Annotated in this window: 1 tRNA gene; it reads right to left on the bottom strand. The window is 55.9% G+C overall.

The window, feature by feature from the left end:
• Positions 1-88: 88 nt before the first annotated feature.
• Positions 89-161, bottom strand: a tRNA-Thr gene (locus G9F50_RS20380).
• Between the last annotated feature and the right edge of the window lie 77 nt (positions 162-238).

Genomic DNA, 238 nt, shown 5'->3' on the forward strand with positions numbered 1-238 from the left:
GGGGGCAGATTCGAACTGCCGAACCCTGAGGGAGCGGATTTACAGTCCGCCGCGTTTAGCCACTTCGCTACCCCTCCATCATTTAGAGTGCCGGCCAGAGGACTTGAACCCCCAACCTACTGATTACAAGTCAGTTGCTCTACCAATTGAGCTAGACCGGCAAATGGTGGCTCGGGACGGAATCGAACCGCCGACACACGGATTTTCAGTCCGTTGCTCTACCAACTGAGCTACCGAG

The organism is Bacillus sp. EKM206B, from assembly GCF_011066015.1.
GTDB lineage: Bacteria > Bacillota > Bacilli > Bacillales > Bacillaceae > Bacillus > Bacillus velezensis.